This is a genomic window from Streptomyces sp. NPDC048191 (assembly GCF_040652655.1).
Classification (GTDB): Bacteria; Actinomycetota; Actinomycetes; order Streptomycetales; family Streptomycetaceae; genus Streptomyces.
Genome location: NZ_JBEZMO010000020.1, coordinates 37,988 through 54,833, shown reverse-complemented (window position 1 = coordinate 54,833; position 16,846 = coordinate 37,988). Strand labels below are relative to the sequence as shown.

The 16,846-nt window shown below is 72.2% G+C and carries 13 protein-coding genes and 1 riboswitch; of the genes, 7 read left to right on the top strand and 6 right to left on the bottom strand.

Going from position 1 to position 16,846, the window contains the following annotated elements; all coding sequences use genetic code 11:
• Positions 1-93: 93 nt before the first annotated feature.
• Positions 94-1,035: a sucrase ferredoxin gene (locus tag AB0D93_RS28255; RefSeq protein WP_362124830.1), complete on the bottom strand. Its 942-nt coding sequence runs from the start codon at positions 1,033-1,035 to the stop codon at positions 94-96.
• A gap of 113 nt (positions 1,036-1,148) precedes the next feature.
• Positions 1,149-2,405, bottom strand: coding sequence for a citrate synthase (locus AB0D93_RS28250; RefSeq protein WP_362124827.1), 1,257 nt, complete (start codon positions 2,403-2,405; stop codon positions 1,149-1,151).
• Positions 2,406-2,521: 116 nt separating this feature from the next.
• Between AB0D93_RS28250 and AB0D93_RS28245 the strand changes: the two genes are divergently transcribed.
• Positions 2,522-3,685, top strand: a complete 1,164-nt coding sequence (locus tag AB0D93_RS28245; protein ID WP_362124824.1) for a citrate synthase/methylcitrate synthase — start codon at positions 2,522-2,524, stop codon at positions 3,683-3,685.
• Positions 3,686-3,694: 9 nt separating this feature from the next.
• Here the strand turns inward: AB0D93_RS28245 and AB0D93_RS28240 are convergent, their stop codons facing one another.
• Positions 3,695-4,342, bottom strand: a complete 648-nt coding sequence (locus AB0D93_RS28240) for a DUF6082 family protein (protein ID WP_362124821.1) — start codon at positions 4,340-4,342, stop codon at positions 3,695-3,697.
• Positions 4,343-4,430: 88 nt separating this feature from the next.
• Complete coding sequence (locus tag AB0D93_RS28235) at positions 4,431-4,667, bottom strand: hypothetical protein (protein WP_362125059.1); 237 nt, start codon at positions 4,665-4,667, stop codon at positions 4,431-4,433.
• A gap of 120 nt (positions 4,668-4,787) precedes the next feature.
• Here AB0D93_RS28235 and AB0D93_RS28230 point away from each other — a divergent pair, with 120 nt between their 5' ends.
• A complete protein-coding gene (locus AB0D93_RS28230; protein ID WP_362124818.1) occupies positions 4,788-5,852 on the top strand; it encodes a GTP-binding protein in 1,065 nt (354 codons plus the stop codon).
• On the opposite strand, the gene AB0D93_RS28225 is transcribed toward AB0D93_RS28230, so the two are convergent.
• A complete protein-coding gene (locus tag AB0D93_RS28225; protein WP_362124815.1) occupies positions 5,849-8,308 on the bottom strand; it encodes a DNA topoisomerase IV subunit A in 2,460 nt (819 codons plus the stop codon). The two genes, AB0D93_RS28230 and AB0D93_RS28225, sit on opposite strands and share 4 nt — an antisense overlap.
• Positions 8,309-8,566: 258 nt before the next feature.
• Here AB0D93_RS28225 and AB0D93_RS28220 point away from each other — a divergent pair, with 258 nt between their 5' ends.
• The 4 genes from AB0D93_RS28220 to AB0D93_RS28205 all read left to right on the top strand — a co-directional run bounded on the left by AB0D93_RS28220 (position 8,567) and on the right by AB0D93_RS28205 (position 13,395).
• Positions 8,567-9,961: a pitrilysin family protein gene (locus AB0D93_RS28220; RefSeq protein ID WP_362124812.1), complete on the top strand. Its 1,395-nt coding sequence runs from the start codon at positions 8,567-8,569 to the stop codon at positions 9,959-9,961.
• Entirely contained in the window at positions 9,958-11,346 is a 1,389-nt protein-coding gene (locus AB0D93_RS28215; protein WP_362124810.1) for a pitrilysin family protein, read from the top strand. Before AB0D93_RS28220 ends, AB0D93_RS28215 begins: the two co-directional genes overlap by 4 nt.
• Positions 11,347-11,592: 246 nt before the next feature.
• Positions 11,593-11,754, top strand: a riboswitch (cyclic di-AMP (ydaO/yuaA leader).
• Between the two features lie 12 nt (positions 11,755-11,766).
• Positions 11,767-12,510, top strand: coding sequence for a M23 family metallopeptidase (locus AB0D93_RS28210; protein WP_362124807.1), 744 nt, complete (start codon positions 11,767-11,769; stop codon positions 12,508-12,510).
• Positions 12,511-12,708: 198 nt separating this feature from the next.
• Positions 12,709-13,395, top strand: coding sequence for a GntR family transcriptional regulator (locus AB0D93_RS28205; RefSeq protein WP_362124804.1), 687 nt, complete (start codon positions 12,709-12,711; stop codon positions 13,393-13,395).
• A 147-nt stretch (positions 13,396-13,542) separates the two neighbouring features.
• Here AB0D93_RS28205 and AB0D93_RS28200 read toward each other — a convergent pair whose 3' ends face one another.
• Complete coding sequence (locus AB0D93_RS28200) at positions 13,543-13,824, bottom strand: HPr family phosphocarrier protein (RefSeq protein WP_030021209.1); 282 nt, start codon at positions 13,822-13,824, stop codon at positions 13,543-13,545.
• A gap of 178 nt (positions 13,825-14,002) precedes the next feature.
• On the opposite strand from AB0D93_RS28200, the gene AB0D93_RS28195 reads away from it, so the two are divergent.
• A complete protein-coding gene (locus AB0D93_RS28195; RefSeq protein ID WP_362124800.1) occupies positions 14,003-16,825 on the top strand; it encodes a GNAT family N-acetyltransferase in 2,823 nt (940 codons plus the stop codon).
• Positions 16,826-16,846: the final 21 nt, after the last annotated feature.

Sequence of the window (16,846 nt, the reverse complement as noted above, 5' to 3'; positions counted from 1 at the left end):
TACGTGGGAAGGCCCGGCGTGCCCCAGGGGGTGTGGTGGGGATCTCTTGACCAGTTCTTGAAGGAGGCGGTGGTTCTTGAGGAGGCCGGCCGCTCAGCTCGCCAGCGCCGTCGGTCGCAGCTCGCGCACGGCCAGCACGTCCATCCGCGCGGGCGCGCCCAGGACCGCCGCGCCGCAGCTCTCCGGGCGGGGCGGCAGGGACGCGCCCCGCGCCACGGTCACCCGCCAGCGGCGGCCGTCGGCGTGCCCGACGGTCACCTCCCAGTGCGGGGCCTCGCCGTCGGTCCGTACGACGCTCAGCACGTCCGCCCGGTACTCACCGGCGACGGACCGCACGGCCAGCTCGGCCGCCTGGCCCGGCCTTTCCCAGGCGGAGCGGCCGCGGCAGCCCTCGGCCACCACGCGCCCCTCCTGCGCGCCGTGCAGCGCCTCCTTGATGGTGTGCGCCTCGGCACGGCCGTAGGCGTAGCCGTACGGGAGGACGAGCACCGTCGGCGAGAACCGATGTCCACCCAGATGGGTGACCTCCCAGACGCCGCGCACTCCGGAGGAGGCCAGTTCGGTGGCGAGAGGGCGGCCCAGGAGGGCGCAGCAGCGGTCGCGCTTGCCGTTCGTGCACACGAGCGCGAGCGGGTCGCCGTCGTACGGCCGTCCGCCGAGCGCGGCGCCGAAGGAACGGTGGTCACCTCCTCCGAGGGCGGCGAGGTCGAGGCCGAGCAGATCCCGCGGATCGCGGGTCGTCGCGCTGTGCAGCCACGCGCGGCCCGGCACCGTGTGGGCGGCGTACACCTGCCGGACGGCGGCTCTGCCGGGGTCGGCGTGGCGCCCGGGGCGCCGGATGAGCGCGATGCGTACGCCGGTTCCCTCGGCGGCCGCCTCCAGTGTCCGGCCCAGCGTGGGGTCCAGGTGGCTCGAAGTGAGCGCCTTGGCACCCCACGGGCCCGGCTGTTCCAGCAGCAGCCACGTCGTCGCCGTGGCCGCCGTACCGGAAACGGGCTCGTCGAGGCTCCGGGAGACGGTCGCACACCTACTCACAGAGGTGAGCCTAACCTGACTCTCTCCGGGGCGACTTCCGGCCGTGGTGGTGTCCTGCTCCGGGAGGGTTCGGGGACAGCGGGCCGACGGCCTGCTCGGCAGCGAGCGGTGCTCTACTCCGGCAGGGGCTGCGGAGGCCGTGGGCCCACGTAGTGGCCGACAGGGCGCATCCGCAGGGGGCGTTCGCCGTACTCCTCCAGGGCGTGTGCGATCCAGCCCGCCGTCCGGGCGACGGCGAAGATCGTCTCGCCGGCCGTGGCGGGCATGCCGCTGGACGCGGTGAACACCGCCAGGGCCAGGTCGACGTTGGCGTGCAGCGGGGTGTGGCGGGCGGTCGTGGCCACGATGTCCCGGGCGGCGAGCAGGGCGGACTCCGCGCGGGGCACCTGCTCCAGCAGGCCGAACAGCACGCTCGCGCGGGGATCCTCCCCGGTGTACAGCCGGTGGCCGAGACCGGGGACGCGGCGGCCCGCGCGCAGTTCGTCGGCGATCACCGGGACCGCCGTGCCCTGGTCGAGCACGTCCGTCAGCATGCGGTGGGCCATGCCGCTCGCGGCGCCGTGCAACGGGCCCTCCAGGACGCCGAGCCCGGCGGACACGGCCGCGTAGGCGTGCGCACGGGCCGAGGCGGCGACCCGGACCGCGAGCGTGGAGGCGGCCAGGTCGTGGTCGGCGAGCAGGGCGAGGGCGGTGTCCAGGACGCGCAGGGACGCCTCGTCGGCGGGGCGGCCGGTCAGCCGGCCCCAGAGCCGGTGGGCGAGCGGACCGTCGTCCTTGGGTTCGTGAAGGACCGGCGGCAGCGCGGCGACCAGAGTGGGGATCAGGATCCGCGCGGTGTTCAGCACGGCGTCCTCGGAGAGGTCGAAGCGCAGCGGGTCCTCGGCCGCCGCGGCGATCGCCGCCACCCGCAGCCGGTCCGTGGGGGAGGCGTGCCCGGACAGCGCGTTCACCGCGCGGCGGGCGACCTCGACGGTCGGGCCGGGCGCGGCGAAGGTGACGCCGGGGGCCGGCCGGCCCGTCCACAGCCACTCCGCCACCTCTTCGTAGGAGTGACGGGCGGCCAGTTCGACGGCGTCCACGCCCCGGAAGTAGTACCGGTCCTGCTCGATCAGCGTGATGCGGGTGCGGACGGACAGGTCCCCGCCCGAGCCCGGGGTCCCGGCCGCCTCGCGCCGGTTGCGCCGGGCGAGCGCCTCGACCTCCTTCGCCTCGAAGGTGCTGGCGCGGCCACCGGGCTCGCGTCTGCTGCTGAGCAGCCCGCGGCTCACGTACGCGTACACCGTCTCCGGCTTCACGCCGAGCAGTTCGGCGGTCTCCTTGGTGGTCAGCCTTCGTCCGGGACGGCCGGGAGCGGGTTCGTGAGCGCGCATGGGGGTCACCGTAGCCGCCTCTACACAACTTGATCGCCGTACATTGATCCAATCAATATTGACAATAACTGAGTCAAGCATGGACAGTCAGATCAAGTCCAGGGAGGAAACACACCATGTCCATCAACAGGACCGCACCCCGCGTCGACGTGCCGCGCGGGCTCGCGGGAGTCGTCGTCACGGACACCGAGATCGGGGACGTCCGGGGGCTCGAGGGCTTCTACCACTACCGCCAGTACTCGGCCGTCGAACTCGCGCAGACCCGCGGTTTCGAGGACGTCTGGCATCTCCTGGTCCATGGCACCCTGCCGGACGCGCAGCGCCGGGCCGCCTTCGGCGCCGAGACCGCCGCACTGCGCCGGCTGCCGGAGGAGGTCCGTGCGGTCCTGCCGGCGATCGCCGCCGCGAGCCGTCTGTCCGGCCCGCTGGCCGGTATGCGCACGGCGCTGTCGTTGCTCGGCGCGGCGAAGGGGTTCAGGCCGGTCTACGACACCGACGCCGACCGGCGCCGTGCGGACACCATCGCCGCCTGCGCGGCCGCACCGACCCTCCTCACCGCGCTGTACCGGCTGGGGCAGGGCCTCGACCCGGTGGAGCCGCGCGAGGACCTGTCGTACGCGGCCAACTACCTGTACATGTTGACCGGTTCGGCACCGGACCCCCGGCGGGCCCGTGCGGTCGAGCAATACCTGATCTCAACCATTGACCACGGGTTCAATGCGTCCACCTTCACCGCGCGGGTCATCGCATCCACGGGTGCCGATGTGGTCGCCTGCCTGGTCGGGGCCGTGGGAGCACTGTCCGGGCCGTTGCATGGCGGGGCGCCCAGCCGTGCCCTGGACACCCTGGACGCCATCGGGACACCGGACCGCATCGGCTCCTGGATCCGGGAGCGGGTACTCGCCGGCGATCGCATCATGGGCTTCGGGCACGCCGTCTACCGCACCGAGGACCCCCGTTCGCGGATGCTGCGCGAGATCGCCCTCGGCTTCGGCGGTCCACGCGTCGAGTTCGCGGTCGAGGTCGAGCGTCAGGTGGAGGCGATTCTGGCGGAGCTGAAGCCCGGCCGTGAACTGCACACGAACGTCGAGTTCTACGCGGGTGTGGTCATGGAACTGTGCGGCCTGCCGCGCGAGATGTTCACCCCGACCTTCGCCGCGGCCCGGGTGGTCGGCTGGAGCGCCAACATCCTGGAACAGGCGGCCGACTCGAAGATCATCCGACCCGTGGCGCGGTATGTCGGACCCGAGCCGCCGGTGGCGGTGCCGGTGCCGGCGTGAGGGCTGGGGTCACTGCGCCGAGGTGATGAAGTACTCGCGGGTCGGGACGGGAGGGCCGGCGGCCACGGCGGTCCGGTAGGCGTCCTCGGCGAGGGTCAGGAACCGCCGCTGCCGCCTGTTGCGGCTGTCGGCGAAATAGCGGTGCCACGCGGGGCCGCTGCTGTGCCAGTACCTGCGCCCGTCCTCCCCGCGGAAGTAGTCGTCGAGGATCGCCCGTATCTCCCGCTCGTCCGCGAAGCCGCGCTTATAGGCGCTGCTCCACATGCTCACGATCAGATTGGAGACCAGGATCTGCTTCCACTGCTCACGCGTCATGGGTGTGTTCGGCGGCCCCCAGCAGGTCTGGTAGGCGGGCTCGCTGAGGGTGAGGAGTATCAGCTCGCGGTGGGCGGAAAGATGCGCCTCCTCGTTCTCGATGCCGGTCTGGCGCGCCTGGTAGGCCAGCGACAGGGCGACGCCGACGAGGGCCGCCGGGGAGATGAAGACGGACAGGGCACCGTACGTCTGGCTGATCGCGCTGAGCCGCTCCCAGTTCATGTGCCGCGGTGCCAGTGCGGCGAGCGCGAAGGGCGTGGCCAGCATGGCGCCGAGTGAGAGAACGGCGGCGACGGCCCAGTAGAGCCCCTGTTGTGCGACGCGTTGACGGTTGTTGGGCATCGTGACCCCCCGGATGCCGGACCGCGTGTCCGAGTCAGGGGGGCCATCATCGTGTCTGTTCACGAACCCGACAAGACGGCCTCGGCCCTCAGGAGTCGGGTATGTCGGCCTTGGCCCGGATCAGGGTGTCCCGGGGGATGATCACGATGCGTTCGTGGTCGCCGCGCGCCGCATCCGCGGGAAGTTCCGGCTCCAGCAGCTCCGTGGCCTCGGTCCCGATCACCGCGAAGCTCCCGTCGCTCAGCTCGAAGATGTCGGGACACGTCTCGCCGGACAGACTGCCCCGTTCACGCGGGGAGGCACCCAGACGGCGCACGATCTTCAACTGGTCCACCTGATCCTTTGCCGAGGGAGAGGCGGGAAGCAGGCCCAGGATAGTCGGACGAACGGCCGTCGGGACTTCCTATCCTGGTCATGCAGTCAGCACCGCACGAGAGGCCGCCCCTTGGGCAACAACCACACCCCGCCGCAGATCCCGGTCGTCGTCCTCGCCGGATTCCTCGGCTCCGGGAAGACCACACTCCTCAACCACCTCCTGCACCGCAGCGGTGGCAGCCGCATCGGGGCGATCGTCAACGACTTCGGGGCCGTCGAGATCGACGCGATGGCCGTCGCAGGCGCCCTCGGCGACTCGACCGTCTCCCTCGGCAACGGCTGCCTGTGCTGTGCCGTGGACACGAGCGAACTCGACCTCTACCTGGACCGGCTCGCCGGGCCGGGCACCGGCGTCGACGTGATCGTCATCGAGGCCAGCGGACTCGCCGAGCCGCAGGAGCTGGTACGGATGGTGCTGGCCGGCGAGCACCCGAGGGTCGTCTACGGCGGACTGGTGGAGGTCGTGGACGCCGCCGAGTTCGACGACACGCGCGCGCGGCACCCCGGGATCGACCGGCACCTGGCCCTCGCCGACCTGGTCGTGGTCAACAAGCTCGACCGGGCCGCGGACGGTGACCGGGTGCTGGGCCTGGTGCGGTCCCTCACCGACCGCGCTGCCGTCGTCCCCGCGACCTACGGCCGGATCGACCCGGAGTTCCTCTTCGACTGCCGGCCCAGCGAGGAGCGCATCGGGCAGCTGTCCTTCGACGACCTGCACGATCACGGCACGCGCGATCACGCCGGTCACCTGCACACGGGCTACGACAGTCTGTCGTTCACCTCCGACGTGCCCCTGGACCCGCGCCGGCTGATGGAGTTCCTGGACAGCCGGCCCGATGGGCTGTACCGGATCAAGGGGTACGTCGACTTCGGCCCGTACGACACCCGGAACCGGTACGCGGTGCACGCCGTCGGCCGCTTCCTGCGCTTCTACCCCGAGCCCTGGGGCCCCGCCGGCACCCGCCTCACCCAGCTCGTGCTGATCGGCTCCGGCATCGACGCGGCCGCCCTCGGCAAGGAACTGGAGGGGTGCAAGCAGGACGCCCCCCACGCCGACGAGCATGGCATGTGGGGCGTCCTGCGGTACGTCCAGGGCTCCGAGGAGGAGCCGGACCAGGAGCCGTACGAGGCCTAGGACACCGGGCCCGCGACCACCGACACCGTCTTCGGCAGCGACGTGCCCGAGCCGTCCCGGCGCGGGTCCAGCTCCGGAAGGTCCGCCGGGGTGCCGTTCTTCTGCGCCGCGAGGGCGGGTGCCGGGCCCGCCCAGGCCAGCGACAGGCAGTCCTCGCCCTTCAGGAACCGCTGGCAGCGCACGCCGCCGGTGGCCCGGCCCTTGCGCGGGTACTGGTCGAACGGGGTCAGCTTGGCCGTCGTCTGCACCGAGTCGTCCAGCGTGCCGCGCGAGCCGGCCACCGTGAACACCACCGCGTCGGCCGCCGGGTCGACGGCCGTGAAGGAGATGACCTTCGCGCCCTCGGCGAGCTTGATGCCCGCCATACCGCCCGCCGGGCGGCCCTGCGGGCGCACGATGGACGCCTGGAAGCGCAGCAGCTGCGCGTCGTCGGTGATGAAGATCAGGTCCTCCTCGCCGGTGCGCAGCTCCACCGCGCCGACGATCCGGTCGCCCTCCTTGAGCGTGATGACCTCCAACTCGTCCTTGTTGGACGGGTAGTCGGGCACCACGCGCTTGACGACACCCTGCTCGGTGCCGAGCGCCAGACCGGGGGAGGACTCGTCCAGCGTGGTCAGGCAGACCACCGTCTCGTCGTCCTCCAGGGAGACGAACTCCGCCAGCGGCGCCCCTCCGGAGAGGTTCGGCGCGGCCGCCGTCTCCGGCAGCTGGGGCAGGTCGACCACGTTGATCCGCAGCAGGCGGCCCGCCGAGGTCACCGCGCCGATCTCGCCGCGCTGGGTCGCCGGGACCGCGGAGACGATCACGTCGTGCTTGACGCGCCTGGCGCCCGCCCGCTCCGGGAACGGCTCGACGGTCGCCGTACGGGCCAGCAGCCCCGTCGAGGACATCAGCACCCGGCACGGGTCGTCGGCGACCTGCAGCGGCACCGCGGCCACCGGGGCACCCGCGGACTCCAGCAGGACCGTACGCCGGTCGGTGCCGAACTTCTTGGCCACGGCGGCCAGTTCGGCCGAGACCAGCTTGCGCAGCTCCGCGTCGGACTCCAGGATCCGGGTCAGCTCCGCGATCTCCGCCGTGAGCCTGTCCTTCTCCGCCTCCAGCTCGATCCGGTCGTACTTGGTGAGCCGGCGCAGCGGCGTGTCGAGGATGTACTGCGTCTGCACGTCGCTCAGCGAGAAGCGCCGCATCAGGCGCTCCTTGGCCTGCGCGGAGTTCTCACTGGACCGGATCAGCCGGATGACCTCGTCGATGTCGACCAGCGCGGTCAGCAGACCCTCGACGAGGTGCAGCCGGTCGCGGCGCTTGCCACGGCGGAACTCGCTGCGGCGCCGGACCACGTCGAAGCGGTGGTCGAGATAGACCTCCAGCAGCTCCTTCAGGCCCAGCGTGAGCGGCTGGCCGTCCACCAGCGCCACGTTGTTGATGCCGAAGGACTCCTCCATCGGGGTCAGCTTGTACAGCTGCTCCAGGATCGCCTCCGGCACGAAGCCGTTCTTGACCTCGATGACCAGGCGCAGGCCGTGCTCGCGGTCGGTGAGGTCCTTGACGTCGGCGATGCCCTGGACCTTCTTGCTGTTGACCAGGTCCTTGATCTTCGCGATGACCTTCTCGGGGCCGACCGTGAAGGGCAGTTCGGTGATGACCAGGCCCTTGCGGCGGGCCGTCACCGTCTCCACCGACACCGTGGCACGGATCTTGAAGGTGCCGCGGCCCGTCGCGTACGCGTCCCGGATGCCGTCCAGACCGACGATCCGGCCGCCGGTGGGCAGATCCGGGCCCGGGACGTGCCTCATCAGGGCGTCCAGGTCCGCGTTCGGGTGCCGGATCAGGTGGCGGGCGGCCGCGATCACCTCGCCGAGGTTGTGCGGCGGCATGTTTGTCGCCATGCCGACCGCGATGCCGGAGGAGCCGTTGACCAGCAGGTTCGGGAAGGCGGCGGGCAGCGCCACCGGCTCCTGTTCCTGGCCGTCGTAGTTGGGCGCGAAGTCGACCGTGTCCTCGTCGATCGACTCGGTCATCAGGCTCGTGGCCTCGGCCTGCCGGCACTCGGTGTACCGCATGGCCGCCGGCGGGTCGTCGTTGCCCAGCGAGCCGAAGTTGCCGTGGCCGTCGACCAGCGGCACGCGCATGGAGAAGGGCTGGGCCATGCGCACCAGGGCGTCGTAGATCGACGCGTCGCCGTGCGGGTGCAGCTTGCCCATGACCTCGCCGACGACACGCGCGCACTTCACGTAGCCGCGGTCGGGACGCAGTCCCATCTCGTTCATCTGGTACACGATCCGGCGGTGCACCGGCTTGAGGCCGTCACGGGCGTCCGGCAGGGCGCGCGAGTAGATGACCGAGTACGCGTACTCGAGGTAGGAGCCACGCATCTCGTCCACGACGTCGATGTCGAGGATCCTCTCCTCGAACGAATCGTCGGGCGGCGGGGTCTTCGTGCTGCGGCGGGCCATCGCTGCCTGGCTCCTTGCTGAAGCGTGGGACGGATCTGACGCCGACCATTGTGGACCGAGGCACTGACAACCCGTGCCACGACCCGGTCCCGGCGGACTTCCCGGCATCCCGGGTGGGTCCGTGGCAGGCTACGGGATCCGCTGTGGGCGTACGTCCCGCGGGAACTTCGCCGGGGCCCCGCACACGTTGCATACAGTGGCAGGAACGGCAGGAAAACCGCGGTTTCCACAACCGCCTCCGCTCGCGAAGGGATGTACATGCCCATGGGTCACACGACCACAGCCGAGGCAGGCTCCGGGGGCCTGACTGCGACCGAGCACCGGCTGGCCAACGGTCTGCGGGTGGTGCTCTCCGAGGACCACCTGACCCCGGTGGCGGCGGTCTGCCTCTGGTACGACGTCGGCTCCCGCCACGAAGTCAAGGGGCGTACCGGCCTGGCTCACCTTTTCGAGCACCTGATGTTCCAGGGCTCGGCGCAGGTCAAGGGCAACGGTCACTTCGAGCTCGTGCAGGGCGCCGGCGGCTCGCTCAACGGCACCACCAGCTTCGAGCGCACCAACTACTTCGAGACCATGCCCACCCACCAGCTGGAGCTCGCCCTCTGGCTGGAGGCCGACCGCATGGGCTCGCTGCTGGCCGCCCTGGACGACGAGTCCATGGAGAACCAGCGGGACGTCGTCAAGAACGAGCGCCGCCAGCGCTACGACAACGTGCCCTACGGCACCGCCTTCGAGAAGCTGACCGGGCTGTCGTACCCGGAGGGCCACCCGTACCACCACACGCCGATCGGCTCGATGGCGGACCTGGACGCGGCCACGCTGGAGGACGCCCGCCAGTTCTTCCGCACCTACTACGCGCCGAACAACGCGGTGCTCTCCGTGGTCGGCGACATCGACCCCAAGCAGACCCTCGCCTGGATCGAGAAGTACTTCGGGTCCATCCCGTCCCACGACGGCAAGCCCCGGCCGCGCGACGGCGCCCTGCCCGACGTCATCGGCGAGCAGAAGCGCGAGGTCGTCGTCGAGGAGGTCCCGGCGCGCGCGCTGATGGCCGCCTACCGGCTGCCGCACGACGGCACGCGCGCGTGCGACGCGGCCGACCTGGCCCTGACCGTCCTCGGCGGCGGCGAGTCCTCCCGCCTCTACAACCGGCTGGTGCGCCGCGACCGCACGGCCGTCGCGGCGGGCTTCGGCCTGCTGCGCCTGGCCGGCGCGCCCTCCATGGGCTGGCTGGACGTGAAGACCTCCGGTGACGTCGAGGTGCCGGTCATCGAGGCCGCCATCGACGAGGAGCTGGCCCGGTTCGCCGAGGAGGGCCCCACGCCCGAGGAGATGGAGCGCGCCCAGGCCCAGTTGGAGCGCGAGTGGCTGGACCGGCTGGGCACGGTGGCCGGCCGCGCCGACGAACTGTGCCGGTACGCCGTCCTGTTCGGTGATCCGCAGCTCGCCCTCACCGCCGTCAAGCGCGTCCTGGAGGTGACCCCCGAGGAGGTCCGGGAGGTCGCCGAGGCCCGCCTGCGGCCCGACAACCGTGCCGTCCTGGTCTACGAACCGAAGGCCCCGGAGCAGGCCCCGGACGCCGACGTCCCCGAGGACCCGGAGCAGGAAGCCACCGTAGAGGCCGGTAACGAGAACGAGGAGACGGCCAAGTGACCGAACTCGCCACCATGGACTTCCACCCCCAGCCGCAGCCCGGCGCGGCCCGGCCGTGGGCGTTCCCGGCCCCCGAGCGCACCGCGCTGGACAACGGCCTGACCGTGCTGCGCTGCCACCGCCCCGGCCAGCAGGTCGTCGCCGTCGAGGTGCTGCTGGACGCGCCCCTGGACGCCGAGCCGGCCGGCCTGGACGGCGTCGCCACGATCATGGCGCGCGCCTTCTCCGAGGGCACCGACAAGCACTCCGCCGAGGAGTTCGCCGCCGAGCTGGAGCGCGCGGGCGCCACGCTGGACGCGCACGCCGACCACCCCGGCGTCCGGCTCAGCCTGGAGGTCCCGGCCTCCCGCCTGGCCAAGGGGCTCGGCCTGCTCGCCGACGCCCTGCGCGCGCCCGCCTTCGCCGAGAGCGAGGTCGAGCGGCTGGTCCGCAACCGCCTGGACGAGATCCCGCACGAGCTGGCCAACCCCTCCCGCCGGGCCGCCAAGGAGCTCTCCAAGGAGCTGTTCCCGGCGGCCTCGCGCATGTCGCGCCCGCGCCAGGGCACCGAGGAGACCGTCGAGAAGATCGACGCCGCCGCCGTACGCGCCTTCTACGACCGGTACGTCCGCCCCGCCACGGCCACCGCGGTCGTGGTCGGCGACCTCACCGGCGTCGACCTGGACGCGCTGCTCGGGGACACCCTGGGCGCCTGGACCGGCACCCCCGGCCGGCCGCGGCCCGTGCCGCCGGTGACCGCCGACGACACCGGGCGCGTGGTCATCGTGGACCGGCCCGGCGCGGTCCAGACCCAGCTGCTCATCGGCCGTGTCGGCCCCGACCGGCACGACCGTGTGTGGCCCGCCCAGGTGCTCGGCACCTACTGCCTCGGCGGCACCCTCACCTCGCGCCTGGACCGCGTCCTGCGCGAGGAGAAGGGCTACACCTACGGAGTGCGCGCGTTCGGGCAGGTCCTGCGCTCCGCCCCGGACGGCACAGGCGCCTCGATGCTCGCCATCAGCGGCTCCGTGGACACCCCCAACACCGGTCCCGCGCTGGAGGACCTGTGGAAGGTGCTGCGCGTCCTCGCCGCGGACGGCCTGACCGACGCCGAGCGGGACGTGGCCGTGCAGAACCTCGTCGGGGTGGCGCCGCTGAAGTACGAGACCGCGGCGGCCGTCGCGAGCACGCTGGCCGACCAGGTCGAGCAGCACCTGCCCGACGACTTCCAGGCGACGCTCTATCAGCAGCTGGCGGCGACGGGCACGGTGGAGGCCACGGCGGCCGCCGTGAACGCCTTCCCGGTGGACCGCCTGGTGACCGTCCTCGTCGGTGACGCCGCCCAGATCAAGGCGCCGGTGGAGGCGCTCGGCATCGGTGAAGTGACCGTGGTGGCGGCCGAGTAGACGTCCGCCGCCGCGGCGCCCGCGTACGACCGGACGGCCGCACGCGCGCGTGGGCCCTGACGACCTACGGGCCGTCAGGGCCCCTGCTGTTCCACTCCCTTCCCCAGATGCCCGATTTGGGCCGGAGGTTGCCTGTCTGCCCTGTGGGATGCGCTACAAAAGCCCGGATCCGTTTGGGGTTGGAAAGCAGGCTTCCGTAGCGTCGTCCGGGCTGTTCGTCAGGCAGTACGCCGCGCCCGCGGCACCGGACAGCCATCGCCGAGTCCCCGCACGGCGCGAGCCAGGGGAGCCGGGGACCCACGCAGTCCCTGGGGTGAATCGGGCGCCCGCGCGAGCCGTGGGTGCCCGTAGGAGACCTTCCTGCTCCGAACCCGTCAGCTAACCCGGTAGGCGAGAGGGAAGGAAAGGACCAGCCACTTCATGGCGTTCATGTGCGCCACCGGGAAGCACCGCAAGCCCGGCCGGGTCAAGCGCACCACCGCTCAGGCGGCCGGTATAGCGGCCCTCACCACCACCGGCGTCATCGGCACCCTCGCGGCCTCCCCGGCACTGGCCGCCGAGAACACCGCCGAGCAGACCGGTCTCACCCCGGTGGTCAGCGTCGGCGACGACATCGCCGAGCAGATCGACGCCCAGGCCGCCGCCCAGAAGCAGGTCGCCGAGCAGAAGGCGGCCGAGGAGGCCGCGGCCAAGAGGGCCCAGGAGATCCGCGAGGCCAGGGCCCGTGCGGCCCGCGAGGCCGAGCGCAGGCGCCTGAACGCCTTCGTCGCCCCCATAGCGGACTCGTACGTCTCCACGGGCTACAAGGCCAGCAGCTCCCTGTGGTCCTCCGGCTCGCACACCGGCATCGACTTCCACGCGGCCAGCGGCACGCCCGTGCACGCGGTCGGCTCCGGCACCGTCGTCTCCACCGGCTGGGGCGGCGCGTACGGCAACCAGATCGTGATCAGGATGGCCGACGGCATGTACACCCAGTACGGCCACCTGTCGTCCATCGGTGTCACGGCCGGCCAGCACGTCACCCCGGGGCAGCAGATCGGCCTGTCCGGCTCGACCGGCAACACCACCGGCCCGCACCTCCACTTCGAGGCGCGTACGACCCCCGACTACGGCTCGGACGTGGACCCCGTCGCCTACCTCCGCAAGCACGGTGTGAACGTCTGACCGACACCCGCACGGCATCCTAGGCCCCGGCTCACCGAGCCGGGGCTTTCGCCGTTTTCCGACGGGTTCCCCCGAGCCGCTGACCAAAAAATATCCATGGATTCCGGCCCGCCGTCGGAAATTCCGGCCCATTGGAATAGAGTCACGGAACAGGCGTCCATCGTCGGCGTTTCACGGGGATTAAGGCGGAGGTCGGTCATGCGCATTCCGGCGCACTCGGTATGCACGGCGATCCGGGACGACATCGTCGCGGGTGTCCACGAGCGCGGCGGCCGCCTCACCGAGGAAGTCCTCGCCCGCCGCTACGGCGTCTCGCGCGTCCCCGTCCGCGAGGCCCTGCGCACCCTGGAGGCCGAGGGCTTCGTGGTGACCCGCCGGCACGCGGGCGCGTGCGTGGCCGAGCCGACCGAGCAGGAGGCCGCCGACCTGCTGGAGATGCGCCTGCTGCTGGAGCCGCTCGGGGCCGCACGGGCAGCCCAGCGGCGCACCGAGGCCCATCTGAAGGTGCTGCGTGGCCTGGTCAGGCTGGGCCAGGAGCGGGCCAGGAGGGGGCACAACGATGATCTGCGCTCCCTGGGCGGCTGGTTCCACGAGACGCTCGCCCAGGCCTCCGGCAGCCCCTCGCTGACCGCGATGCTGACCCAGTTGCGCCACAAGATCGCCTGGATGTACGCGGTGGACGCGCCGCACAGCCCGGTGGAGTCCTGGGCGGAGCACGGCGCCATCGTGGACGCGGTGGCGCGCGGCGACGGCGAGCGCGCGCGGGCGGTCACGGCGCTGCACACCGAGCGTGCGACCGCCGCGCACCGGCTGCGTTTTTCCGGGCCCGTCGAAGGTGTGAGGACTTCGCAACACGCCGTAAACATGTCGAGCGTCCGGCATTAACACGGGCGCCGTATACAAAGAAGTGTTATTCGGCGGCGCCGTATTTCCGCTGCCTCTTATTCCGGTGTGCGCGCAATGGGCCGGAAAGTCGAAGCCGCGCCGCCCGAAAAAGGGCGACGCGGCTCCGGTGTGTCAGTGCGCTGGAGTTCAGACCGTCTCGGGCAGTTCCTCGAGGCCCTCGGCGACCAGCTTGGCCAGCCGGTCCAGGGCGGCGTCCGCGCCCTCGGCGTCGGAGGCCAGGACGATCTCCTCGCCACCCTGGGCGCCCAGGCCCAGGACGGCCAGCATGGAGGCCGCGTTGACGGGGTTGCCGTCAGCCTTGGCGATCGTCACCGGGACGCCTGCGGCCGTGGCGGCTCGGACGAAGATGGAAGCGGGGCGGGCGTGGAGGCCCTCGGCCCAGCCGACGTTGACGCGGCGCTCAGCCATGTGTTGCTGCCCTTCAGTCTTCAGGGTTGTCTAGACCAGTTTCCCATATCGTGAAGCATGCCCGGATCGGACCTTCGTCCTGTCCCCGAGCGGCGTCGGACCGCGGCCTCGATCCGACGTGTCGTCCCCCACAGACTGCCCCGCGACGTTGTCGTACGCGAGCCGTACTCTGGGGCCCATGCAGACCCCGGCGGACCGGCAGGACCGGCACGAGTACCCCGCCCACTGGGAGGCGGACGTGGTGCTGCGCGACGGGGGTACCGCGCGCATCCGGCCCATCACCATTGATGACGCCGACCGCCTGGTCAGCTTCTACGAGCAGGTCTCGGACGAGTCGAAGTACTACCGCTTCTTCGCGCCGTACCCCAGACTCTCCGCCAAGGACGTCCACCGCTTCACGCACCACGACTTTGTGGACCGGGTGGGACTCGCGGCCACCATCGGCGGCGAGTTCATCGCCACCGTACGCTATGACCGCATCGGTGCCGACGGGATGCCCGCGTCCTCGCCCGCCGACGAGGCCGAGGTCGCCTTCCTGGTGCAGGACGCCCATCAGGGCCGCGGGGTCGCCTCCGCCCTGCTGGAGCACATCGCGGCCGTCGCCCGCGAGCGCGGGATCCGCCGTTTCGCCGCCGAGGTGCTGCCCGCCAACAACAAGATGATCAAGGTGTTCACGGACGCCGGCTACACCCAGAAGCGCAGCTTCGAGGACGGCGTCGTGCGCCTGGAGTTCGATCTCGAGCCGACCGACCGCTCCCTCGCCGTGCAGCGCGCACGGGAGCAGCGCGCCGAGGCCCGGTCGGTACGGCGGCTGCTCGTGCCCGGCTCCGTGGCGGTCGTCGGCGTGGGCCGTGCGCCCGGCGGGGTGGGCCGCAGCGTCCTCGGCAACATCCGCGACGCGGGCTACGGCGGCCGGCTGCACGCCGTGAACAAGGCCTTTCCCGAGGACCTCGCCGAGGTCGACGGGGTGCCGGCCCACCGGTGCGTGCGGGACATCGAGGGCCCCGTCGACCTCGCCGTGGTCGCCGTACCGGCCGAGTACGTGCCCGCCGTGGTCGCCGAGTGCGGGGAGCACGGGGTGCAGGGGCTCGTGGTGCTCTCCGCCGGGTACGCCGAGAGCGGGCCCGAGGGGCGCGAGCGGCAGCGGGCACTCGTCCGGCAGGCACGCGCGTACGGCATGCGGATCATCGGCCCGAACGCCTTCGGGATCATCAACACCGCGCCCGGCGTCCGGCTGAACGCCTCCCTCGCCCCGGAGATGCCCCGCACCGGACGCATCGGGATGTTCGCCCAGTCCGGCGCCATCGGCATCGCCCTGCTGTCCCGGCTGCACCGGCGCGGTGGAGGGGTCACCGGGGTCAGCGGCGTGTCCACCTTCGTGTCCGCCGGCAACCGCGCGGACGTCTCCGGCAACGACGTCCTGCAGTACTGGTACGACGACCCGGGGACCGACGTCGTCCTCATGTACCTGGAGTCCATCGGCAACCCGCGCAAGTTCACGCGCCTCGCGCGGCGGACCGCGGCGGCGAAACCACTGGTCGTGGTGCAGGGAGTCGGCTCCGCACCGCAGGGACACGCGGTGCGCGCCACCCGGCTGCCGCACGCGACCGTCTCCGCGCTGCTGCGACAGGCCGGCGTGATCCGGGTCGACACGATCACCGAGCTGGTCGACGCGGGGTTGCTGCTCGCGCGCCAGCCGTTGCCGGTGGGGCCACGCGTGGCGATCCTCGGGAATTCGGAATCGCTGGGGGTGCTCACGTACGACCGGTGTCTGGCGGAGGGGCTGCGGCCGTCGCGTCCGCTGGACCTGACGACCGGGGCGACCGCGGCGGACTTCCACGCGGCGCTGGCGCGGGCCTTGGCCGACGACACGAACGACGCCGTCGTCGTGACGGCGATCCCCGCCATCGGGGAGGCGTCGCCGGGGGATCCGGAGCTGGCGGAGGCGTTGCGGTCGGCCGCGGCCGCGGTGCCGGGGAAGCCCGTGCTGGTGGTGCATGTGGAGCTCGGCGGGCTCGCCGAGGCGCTGTCGGCCGCGGCGAGCACGGCACCTGCCGCCGTCGAGAGGGCGCCGGGCACCGGGTTCCGCCCGGCGGAACCGCTGCCCACCGCGCCGGCGGACGTTCCTCCGGAGGGCAAGCACCTCATCCCCGCCTACCCGGCGGCCGAACGCGCCGTACGGGCGCTCGCCGAAGCCGTCCGGTACGGGCAGTGGCGGCGGGAGGCCATGGACCCCGGGAAGGTGCCCGAGTACGACGACATCGACGAGAAGGGGGCCGCACGGCTGATCGACGGGCTGCTCGCGCGCGGGGAAGGGCTCACCATCCCCGACGCCGGGACCTGCGAACTGCTCGGCAGGTACGGCATCCCGGTGCGGCGCGCCGTACCCGCCCCCACCCCCGACGCCGCGGCCGAAGCCGCCCGCGCCCTCGGCTACCCGGTGGCCCTCAAGGCCACCGCCCCGCACCTCAGGCACCGTGCCGACCTCGGCGGCGTACGTCTGGATCTCGCGGACGAGGAGCAACTGCGCCGGGCGTACGCCGAGTTGACCGAGCTGTTCGGGCAGCCGGAGGAGCTGCGGCCGGTGGTGCAGGGCATGGCACCGCGCGGGGTCGACACCGTCGTACGGGCCGTGATCGACCCGGCGGCCGGGGCCGTGCTGTCCTTCGGGCTCGCCGGGGCCGCCTCGCAGCTGCTCGGGGACATGGCGCACCGGCTCGTCCCGGTCACCGACCGGGAGGCGACCTCGCTGGTACGGTCCATCCGCACCGCACCGCTGCTGTTCGGCTGGCGCGGGTCCACGCCCGTCGACACCCCCGCGCTGGAGGAACTGCTGCTGCGGGTGTCCCGGCTGGTCGACGACCACCCGGAGGTGGTCGCCGTCACCCTGGAACCGGTCGTCGTCGCGCCGCACGGCGTGAGCGTCCTCGGCGCCACGGTACGGCTCGCGCCCCCGCCCGCCCGGGACGACCTCGGCCCGCGCAGGATGCCGGCCTACTGACCCGGGGAGGGGCCACCACAT

What these genes read in the sequence shown, in the direction of transcription:
- AB0D93_RS28250 (WP_362124827.1), bottom strand. Translation starts at nt 2,405, where the DNA reads ATGCGCGCTCACGAACCCGCTCCCGGCCGTCCCGGACGAAGGCTGACC.
- AB0D93_RS28245 (WP_362124824.1), top strand. Translation starts at nt 2,522, where the DNA reads ATGTCCATCAACAGGACCGCACCCCGCGTCGACGTGCCGCGCGGGCTC.
- AB0D93_RS28240 (WP_362124821.1), bottom strand. Translation starts at nt 4,342, where the DNA reads ATGCCCAACAACCGTCAACGCGTCGCACAACAGGGGCTCTACTGGGCC.
- AB0D93_RS28225 (WP_362124815.1), bottom strand. Translation starts at nt 8,308, where the DNA reads ATGGCCCGCCGCAGCACGAAGACCCCGCCGCCCGACGATTCGTTCGAG.
- AB0D93_RS28220 (WP_362124812.1), top strand. Translation starts at nt 8,567, where the DNA reads ATGCCCATGGGTCACACGACCACAGCCGAGGCAGGCTCCGGGGGCCTG.
- AB0D93_RS28210 (WP_362124807.1), top strand. Translation starts at nt 11,767, where the DNA reads ATGGCGTTCATGTGCGCCACCGGGAAGCACCGCAAGCCCGGCCGGGTC.
- AB0D93_RS28205 (WP_362124804.1), top strand. Translation starts at nt 12,709, where the DNA reads ATGCGCATTCCGGCGCACTCGGTATGCACGGCGATCCGGGACGACATC.
- AB0D93_RS28200 (WP_030021209.1), bottom strand. Translation starts at nt 13,824, where the DNA reads ATGGCTGAGCGCCGCGTCAACGTCGGCTGGGCCGAGGGCCTCCACGCC.
- AB0D93_RS28195 (WP_362124800.1), top strand. Translation starts at nt 14,003, where the DNA reads ATGCAGACCCCGGCGGACCGGCAGGACCGGCACGAGTACCCCGCCCAC.